This window comes from Xanthomonas sp. LMG 12462 (assembly GCF_009192885.1).
GTDB lineage: Bacteria > Pseudomonadota > Gammaproteobacteria > Xanthomonadales > Xanthomonadaceae > Xanthomonas_A > Xanthomonas_A sontii.
This window is the reverse complement of the sequence record NZ_NMPP01000099.1, coordinates 1-8,390: the sequence shown is the minus strand read 5'-3', so window position 1 is coordinate 8,390 and position 8,390 is coordinate 1. Positions and strand designations below refer to the sequence as shown.

The 8,390-nt window shown below is 68.1% G+C and carries 6 protein-coding genes; all 6 read right to left on the bottom strand.

Annotated features, from left to right (window positions below; translation table 11 throughout):
• Positions 1-1,074 (bottom strand): MCP four helix bundle domain-containing protein (locus tag CEK69_RS20005; RefSeq protein ID WP_152247556.1); only part of this gene is annotated, 1,074 nt, incomplete at its 3' end.
• Positions 1,075-1,825: 751 nt separating this feature from the next.
• A complete protein-coding gene (locus CEK69_RS20000; protein WP_152247554.1) occupies positions 1,826-4,066 on the bottom strand; it encodes a methyl-accepting chemotaxis protein in 2,241 nt (746 codons plus the stop codon).
• A 482-nt stretch (positions 4,067-4,548) separates the two neighbouring features.
• Positions 4,549-6,552, bottom strand: coding sequence for a chemotaxis protein CheA (locus tag CEK69_RS19995; RefSeq protein WP_148827701.1), 2,004 nt, complete (start codon positions 6,550-6,552; stop codon positions 4,549-4,551).
• A 31-nt stretch (positions 6,553-6,583) separates the two neighbouring features.
• The gene (locus CEK69_RS19990) at positions 6,584-6,949 is read right to left on the bottom strand and encodes a response regulator (RefSeq protein WP_010341778.1); all 366 of its coding nucleotides are present in this window, start codon (positions 6,947-6,949) and stop codon (positions 6,584-6,586) included.
• The gene (locus tag CEK69_RS19985; RefSeq protein ID WP_010341777.1) at positions 6,946-7,254 is read right to left on the bottom strand and encodes an STAS domain-containing protein; all 309 of its coding nucleotides are present in this window, start codon (positions 7,252-7,254) and stop codon (positions 6,946-6,948) included. Before CEK69_RS19985 ends, CEK69_RS19990 begins: the two co-directional genes overlap by 4 nt.
• Before the next feature lie 109 nt (positions 7,255-7,363).
• The coding region (locus tag CEK69_RS19980; RefSeq protein WP_152247552.1) for a chemotaxis protein CheW at positions 7,364-8,390 on the bottom strand (1,027 nt) is incomplete at its 5' end.

The window sequence follows — 8,390 nt, the reverse complement described above, 5'->3', positions numbered from 1 at the left end:
GATCTCGCTGTTCATCGCGGTCAGGTTGTGCTTGACCGTGTCCATCGTCTCGGTGAGGCGGGCTTTTTCGCCGGGCAGGCGGTCCATGTTCTCGGACAGATCGCCGATGGCGTAGCGGCCCATGATCTGCGCCAAGCGCTCGGTCACCGCGATGTGCGCGGCGGCCAGGGCGTTGCTGTCGCGGACCATGCGCCCGTAGTCGCCTGGGAACACGGTTTCGTCCATGCGGTAGCTGATCTGGCCGGCGTCGTGGCGCTGGGCCATATCGGCCTGCGCGGCCAGCACGGCCTGCAGCTGCTGCTGCATGCGACCCATGGCGTTCAACAGGCGGCCGGTTTCGTCGCGGGCCTCGGTGCGCACGGCATTGTGCATGTCGCCATTGGCGATGGCCTCGGCGGTGCGGGTGGCCAGGCCCAGCGGTGCGGTCAGGCTGCGGGTGATGGTCAGCGCCAGCAAGGCGCTGAGTACCAGGGCCAGCACGGTACCGCCGATCAGCAGCATGCGGCCACGGTGCATCGCGTCCAGCGCCGACTGATAGCCTTCGGCGGCCTGCGACTTCTGCCGGTCGGCGAACTCGCGGATCTTGCTCTGCCACGCCAGGGTTGCCGGCAGCGCTTCGCGATTGAGCATCTCCAGCGCCTGGGCATTCTCGCCCTTTTCGCCCAGCGCGACGATGGCGTCGTTGATCTGTTTCGCAGCGGCGCGTTTGGCGTCCATGTCGGCGCGGATGACGCGGCCGCCGGCGGTGCTGGACAGCTTGTCCATCTTGGCGCGAGCCTCGGCGTAGCGCTCGCGCTGCCGATTGAAGGTCTCCAGCGCCTCTTGCCGCATCGTCGCGTTGGTGGAGGTGGTATAGGTGCTCAGCGCAACCAGCACGGAGGAGTTGGCGTCGAGCATCTGGTTGCTGAATTCGATCTTCGCCATGCGGTCCAGCACGATCATGTCCAGGTGCTTGCGCGCCTCGGCCATGCCGGACAGCCCGATGATCACCAGGACCACCGAAAGAAGAATCAGCACGCCGAAGGCCGCCGACAGGCGGACACCGACGTTGTAGCGTTGCAGAAGGCGGGTCATTTCACATCTCCAAGGGGCGAAAAGGTTGCTCGGCGCGCAGGAATGCGACGTCGGCGGTGGACGCGGGCAGACGCGGACGGCCTGCGCTGGGGGCGGCGCCAGTCACATGGCGTGATGACGGGCGACGCGACAGGCGGGTCGTGCGAAAGCGCCGCACTCGCGACGGTGACCATGGCGTTGGCATGCCCCAGTTCCGCCTGCCATCGCCGACGGCGTCGGTCGATCGCTGGGTGGATGCGTCTTCGGTGTCGCAAGACCGCATGCATGGTGGCCCCCCGTGTACGAATGAAGGAACGACGCGTGTTGTGGCGCGCCGGAGATCCCGGGTGTAGGCAAGCTGACGAAACGGACCAAGGAACTGCAAGTCGAAGCTGCGCGCGTGCCGAAGGCAGGCGCGAAAAGGAACAGTCGTCAGGGCTGCGGTTTCCCCGTTCGGTTTTGCGACTTCAGCGATCGGCGCATGCACCGAGCGATCCCTCTGAAGCGCCGACGGACCTCCCCAGGCCCTGTCGGCACGCACCGGTGTAGACAAAAAGCGTGCGCTCGATTTGGTATCGACAGGCGCAGGAGATTCTTGAGCGCCTCAGTGCGGTCGTGCCGGCAGTGGTTGCCGTACGCCGCGTCGATGGAGACGATGCGGGCGCCAGCCAGCCAGCCAGCCAGCCTGGCTGCCCCGCACCGACATCGCGGCGTCGCCTGTCGAGCGGCCGTGCAGTGCACGGCCGCGCATCGATGCGACTGCGACGAGGACTCAGAACTCCTGCCAGTCGCTGCTGGCCGCCTGGGCAAGCGCAACGGACTGCGGCGCCGGCCGCGGCTTGCGTGGCGGCGCAGACGGCACGCTGCGTGGGGCGGGGCGGGCTGTCGACGCGACTGCGATCGATGCGATCGCCGGCAGGGTATCCAACTTGAACACGGCCACCGCGTCCTGCAACTGCGTGGCCTGTTCCTCCATCGAGCGCGCGGCGGCGGTGGCCTCTTCCACCAGGGCGGCATTCTGCTGGGTGGTCTCGTCCATCTGGGTGACGGTCTGGTTGACCTGCTCGATCCCCGACGCCTGCTCCTGCGAGGCCGCCGAGATCTCGCCCATGATGTCGGTGACGCGCTGTACCGAGGCCACGATCTCGGCCATGGTCTCGCCGGCCTGGCGTACCAGGGTCGAGCCATTGGCCACCTGGTCCACCGAGTCGTCGATCAAGCTCTTGATCTCCTTGGCCGCATTCGAGGAACGCTGGGCCAGGGTCCGCACCTCGCTGGCGACCACCGCGAAGCCGCGACCCTGTTCGCCGGCACGCGCCGCTTCCACCGCCGCGTTCAAGGCCAGGATATTGGTCTGGAAGGCGATGCCGTCGATCACGCCGATGATGTCGGCGATCTTCTTCGACGAGGCCTCGATGCCGCTCATGGTTTCGACCACCTGGCCGACCACGCTGCCGCCTTGCGAGGCCACCGAGGCGGCACCTGCTGCCAACTGGTTGGCCTGGCGCGCGTGCTCGGCATTCTGCTTGACGGTGGAGGTCAGCTCCTCCATCGACGCAGCGGTTTCTTCCAGGCTCGCCGCCTGCTGCTCGGTGCGGCGCGACAGGTCGTCGTTGCCGGCGGCGATCTCGGTCGAGGCCGCGTTGATGCTGACCGCCGCGGTCTGGATGCGACCGACGATGCCGGTCAGTTGTTCGACGGTGGCGTTGGCGTCGTCGCGCATGGTGGCGAACACGCCGTGGAACTCGCCTTCCATGCGCGCGGTGAGGTCGCCGGCGGCGATGGACTGCAGCAAGGCCGACAGCTTGCCCAGGTTGTGGTCGCTGACCTCCATCATCGCGTTGAGGTCCTGCACCATCAGCCGGAAATCGTGCTGGAAGTGCGCCGCATCGCCGCGGGCGCTGAAGTCGCCGGCGGCGGCGGCCGCGGCCAGACGCTTGATCTCGGTGTTGATCGCCAACAGGCTGGCCTTGGCCGCATCCATCGACTCGTGCAGGACGGCGCGGCTACCGGGCAGGCGCCGGGCGTCGCGGCGCAGGTCGCCGTTGGCGTATTCGTTGAGCACGCCGATGGCGTCGACGATGGCGTCCAGATGCTCGAACATCATGGTGTTGATGCCCTTGCTCAGCTCGCCGTACACGCCGGGGAAGTCCTGCGGCATGCGGTGGGTCACGTCCTTGTCGGCATGCAGTTCGATCATCAGCGCGGTTTCGCTGGAGAAGCGCTGCAACTGGGTCTGCATGCGGCCCATCGCGACCAGCAGGCGGCCGGGTTCGTCGCGCGCCTCGGTCGCCACGTCGTTGTCCAGGCGTCCATCGGCAATGGCTTCGGCGGCGCGGGTGGCCTGGTTCAGCGGTCCGGTCAGGCTGCGGGTGATGGTCCAGGCCAGCAGGCCACTGACGATCAGCACGGCCAGGCCGCCGCCGAGCAGCATGTTGCGGCCATTGGTCATCGCCTCGGTGGCCGTGGCATAGGCCTTCTTCATCTGCGCGTCCTGGATATCGGCGTTTTCCCGAATCTTGGCCTGCCAGGCGGCTGTGGCCGGTCGCGCCTTTTCGTTCAATAGGGCTTGCGCTTCGTCGTTGCGATTGGCCGCGCCGAGCGCAATCACCTGATCGTTGATCTTGCCTGCGACCGTCCGTTGCGCATCGATCTCCGCGCGCAGCGTGCGGATGCGCTCGCTGGTTGAAGGGAACGCATCGAGTTGCCTGCGCATCTCCATATAGTGCGCGCGATGCTGCTTGATTTCCGCCAGTGCTTCCCGGTTGAGCTGTTCGCTGCTCACCATTGCCAAGGTGCCGAGCGCGACCAGGATGTTGGCGTTGTCGTCGAGCATGCCGTTGCTGATGCGGATCTTCTCGACGTTGATCTTGACGATGCGATCCAGCTCGTTCCGCGCCCGCGACATGGACAGCAGGCCGGCCGCGACCAGCAGACAGGACAGCAGGATCAATAGGCCGAACGCGCCGCCGAGGCGGCGGCCCACGTTGTAGCGTTGCAAGAGCGACGTCATGTTGGAACCCCCTGAAAATGGACGAGTCACGGCGTGGTCGGTAGCAGGGAAAACCGGTCGTAATGCTGGTTTCATCTGTGATGAAGTGCGTAAAACAGGCGAAAGGCATGCGGAAACATGCGTCCAAGCCACGCCAACACGGCACACGATGCGTTTTCCCCACTGCTGCAGCACGGCTTCAGCGACCGGCAGCTCCTCCGATCGCTCCCCTGAAGCGCCGGTTCCACCTCCCCAGGTGTGACCGGCACGCACATGTAGACAAAAACTGTGCGCTCAATTGGCTATCGGCAATCGCGGCGGGTTCTTTAGGGCCGCGTTGCGGTGTTTGCAGGTCGGATGGCGGGCACCTGCGTGCAGCGCGCGTCGCCCTGTCTCAGGCGGCCATGTACGCAGAGACGCGGATTGCAGCGCGCACCGCAAACAAAAAGCCCCGGCATCGCTGCCGGGGCTCGTGTGTGGCGTGGCGCGGGAGGACGGGGCGGTCAGGCCGCCTGCTGCACCCGCAGCGAGCGGACCAGGCCACCGATGTCCACGATCAGGGCGACGCGGCCGTCGCCGAGGATGGTGGCACCGGAGATGCCGCTGATGCGCCGGTAGTTGTTCTCGATGTTCTTGACCACCACCTGCTGCTGGCCGATCAGTTCGTCCACTTCCAGCGCCAGCTTCTGCCCGTCGGCCTCGACCACCACCACCAGCGGTTCTTCGCTCTGCTCGATGCGGCCGAAGCCGTAGGAGTCGCTGAGCGAGAGGATCGGCAGGTACTCGCCACGGACCCGCAGCACGCGGCCTTCGCCGGCCATGGTGCGGATGTCGTCGGCCTTGGGCTGCAGCGCCTCGATGACGTAGGCCAGCGGCAGGATCAGGGTTTCGCCCGACACCGCCACGGTCATGCCGTCGAGGATCGCCAGGGTCAGCGGCAGGCGGATCAGCACGCGGGTGCCGCGGCCGGATTCGCTTTCCAGCTGCACTTCGCCGCCCAGGCCCTGGATGTTGCGGCGGACCACGTCCATGCCGACGCCACGGCCGGACAGGTCGGTGACCGCGTCGGCGGTGGAGAAGCCCGGGGCGAAGATCAGGTCCCAGACCTGCGCATCGCTCGGGTTGTCCGGCACGGCGATGCCGCGTTCGGCGGCCTTGGCCAGGATGCGGTTGCGGTTGAGGCCGGCGCCGTCGTCGCTGACTTCGATGACGATGTGGCCGCCCTGGTGCGAGGCCGCCAGGGTGATGGTGCCGGTCTCGTCCTTGCCGGCGGCGCGGCGCGCCTCCGGCAGTTCCAGGCCGTGGTCGATCGAGTTGCGCACCAGGTGCACCAGCGGATCGGCGATCTTCTCGATCAGGCCCTTGTCCAGCTCGGTGCCTTCGCCGATCGTGCGCAGGCGCACCTGCTTGCCGAGGCGGGTGGAGAGGTCGCGTACCAGGCGCGGGAAGCGGCGGAACACCGCGTCCACCGGCAGCATGCGCACGCCGATCACCGCTTCCTGCAGGTCGCGGGTGTTGCGTTCGAGCAGGTCCAGGCCGGCGAACAGGCGCTCGGCCACGGCCTGGTCCAGGCCGGTGGAGACCTGCTTGAGCATGGCCTGGGTGATGACCAGTTCGCCGACCAGGTTGATCAGCGCGTCGACCTTGTCGACGCTGACGCGGATCGAGCTTTCCGCTTCGTGCGCGGCCGCGGCATTGCCCGCCGGCGCGTTGGCAGCCACGGCGGCGGCCGGGGCGGCGGTGGCGGCGGTCGGCGGCGCGGTCAGCACCGGCGCCGGCGCGGTGGCCAGGCTCGGCGGTGGCACCGGGCGGATCTCCAGCTCGCAGTCGTCGATGACCCAGGCGAAGGTGTCTTCGATCGCGCTGCGCGGGATCTTGCCGACCAGGCCCAGGTCCCAGGCCAGGTAGGCCTCGAGCGGATCAAGTTCGGCGAAGCCGGGCAGGCGCGTGCTGCGGCAGGCGACCTGCAGCGGACCGAGGTGTTCGAGTTCGCGGATGATGCGCAGCGGGTCGTTGCCGCTCATGAACAGCGACGGCGCCGGAGTGAAGCCGATCTGCCAGGCTTCCGGCTCGGCCGGCTGGTTCGCCGCCGGGGTGGCGACGGTGGGCGCGGCCGGGCCGCCGTTCAACGCGTGCTGCAGGCGCTCGTGCACGGCCTTGACCGCGGCTGGATCGGCCGGGACGCCGTGTTCGGCTTCGCGCAGCAGGGCGCGCAGCACGTCCACCGAGCCGAGGATGGCGTCGATCGCGTGCGCTTCGACTTCGCGCTTGCCGGCGCGCAGTTCGTCGAGCAGCGTCTCCAGCACGTGGGTGAGGCCGGCCATCGCCTCGAAACCGAAGGTGGCGGCGCCGCCCTTGATCGAGTGCGCGGCGCGGAACACCGAGTTGATGGTCTCGGGGTCGCGATTGCCTTCTTCCAGCGACAGCAATCCGGCTTCCATCGCGTCCAGCCCTTCGCGGCTTTCCTCGAAGAAGGTGGCGTGGAAACGTTGCAGGTCCATGCTCATGAGGCGGGAATCCGGAAAAGGAGGGGAGGGATCAGCCCAGGACTTTCTGGACGGTGGCGATCAGCTGTTCGGGATTGAACGGCTTGACCAGCCAGCCGGTCGCACCGGCCGCCTTGCCCTCGGACTTCTTCTCCGCCGCCGACTCGGTGGTCAGCATCAGCATCGGGGTGAACTTGTAGTCCGGCAGCTGCCGCAGTTCGCGGATCAGGGTGATGCCGTCCATGTTCGGCATGTTGACGTCGGTGACCACCGCGTTGAAGCGCTGGCCCTTGGCGCGGCCCAGCGCGACCGCGCCGTCTTCGGCTTCTTCGACGGCAAAGCCGGCCGAGGTGAGGGCGAAGGAGACCATCTGGCGCATCGACGCCGAATCGTCCACTACCAAGATACGTGCGCTCATGCCGCGTTCTCCACAGATTTCAGATTGTCAGGGGTTGCAGGAAGGCCCAGCGATTCGCTGACCCCTAGCAGGCGTGCCGCGTCGCGAAAGGTGGCGTTGCAGGCCTCGAATTCGGTGCGCTTGCCGTCCTTGCGACGGGCATCGACGAATGCGCACAGCACCTGTACGGATGCGGTATGGATGCGGCGGACTTCGCCGGCGTCCAGCCGCAGCACGTCGTCCGACGCAAGGAACGCGGTCAGGCGTTGTTTCAGGTCGGCGCTGGTCTCGATACCGAGATCTTCGCCAAGGGGGACTGTGCTCATCATTGCTCCGCACCAATGGTTCTATGGCAGATAACGGCCGTGGCCTGAAAAGCTTTAGCGGCGGTTGGAAAGTGCGGCACCGTTCCCAGTTGCCGCCCGCCGGCCCGGGTCAGTGCAGCAGTTGCTCGGCGTCGAGCAGGATCATCGGCTGCTGCGCCAGCCGCGCCACGCCGCGGAACAGATGGTTGGAAATGCGGCAGATGCGGGCGTTGTCCGGCGGCTCGATCTGCTGGTCGCTGAGGCTGGCCACGTCTTCCACCGCGGACACGCGCAGGCCCAGGGTCTCGCCGTTCTCTTCCAGCACCACCACCCGGGTCTGCATGTCCATCTCGATCGGCGCCGCGCCCAGGTGCACGCCGAGGTCGAGCACCGGCACCACCTGGCCGCGCAGGTTCATGATGCCGAGCATGGCCGGCGGCGTGCCGCGTAGCGCCAGCAGCGGCACCGGCAGCACCACTTCCTGCACCTTCAGCAGTTCCAGGGCGTAGGCCTGCTCGCCGCAGCGCAGGCGCAGCCAGCGGGTGCGGCGTTCGGCCAGGCGTTCGGGGGCGATGGCCGAGCCATGCGGCACGGCCGGTGCCATGAAGGCCTGCAGGTTTGGCGGCAACTTGGCGCCGGCGGCCTGGGCGCGGCTGGCTTCGGCGCGGCGTTCCGGCGGCACCGCCATCGGCGGACGCTTGACCGCGCGCGCGGCGGCGGCATCGTCTTCGGCGGCCAGATCGCGCGGCACGGCGGCACGCTGCCGCTCCATCGCCGCGACCGCGTCCAGGTCGGCCTGGCGCTCGGCCTGCTGGGCCGGCGTCAGCGCGGCGGGCGCGGGTGCTGCTTGCGACATGATGCCGGCCAGGGCCGGATCGGAATCGGCTTCGGCCAGGACCGCGGCAGCGATTTGTTCGGGCGTCGGGCCGGCCGGCGCGGGCGCCAGCGCCTGCTGCGACATGATGCCGGCCAGGGCCGGATCGGAATCGGCTTCGGCCAGGACCGCGGCGGCGATCTGTTCGGGCGTCGGACCGGCCGGCGCGGGCGCCAGCGCCTGCTGCGACATGATGCCGGCCAGGGCCGGATCGGAATCGGCTTCGGCCAGGACCGCGGCGGCGATTTCTTCGGGCGTCGGGCCGGCCGGCGCGGGCGCCAGC

Excerpts from the sequence above, each read along its gene's own strand:
- CEK69_RS19995 (WP_148827701.1), bottom strand. The coding sequence starts at position 6,552 with ATGAGCATGGACCTGCAACGTTTCCACGCCACCTTCTTCGAGGAAAGC.
- CEK69_RS19990 (WP_010341778.1), bottom strand. The coding sequence starts at position 6,949 with ATGAGCGCACGTATCTTGGTAGTGGACGATTCGGCGTCGATGCGCCAG.
- CEK69_RS20000 (WP_152247554.1), bottom strand. The coding sequence starts at position 4,066 with ATGACGTCGCTCTTGCAACGCTACAACGTGGGCCGCCGCCTCGGCGGC.
- CEK69_RS19985 (WP_010341777.1), bottom strand. The coding sequence starts at position 7,254 with ATGAGCACAGTCCCCCTTGGCGAAGATCTCGGTATCGAGACCAGCGCC.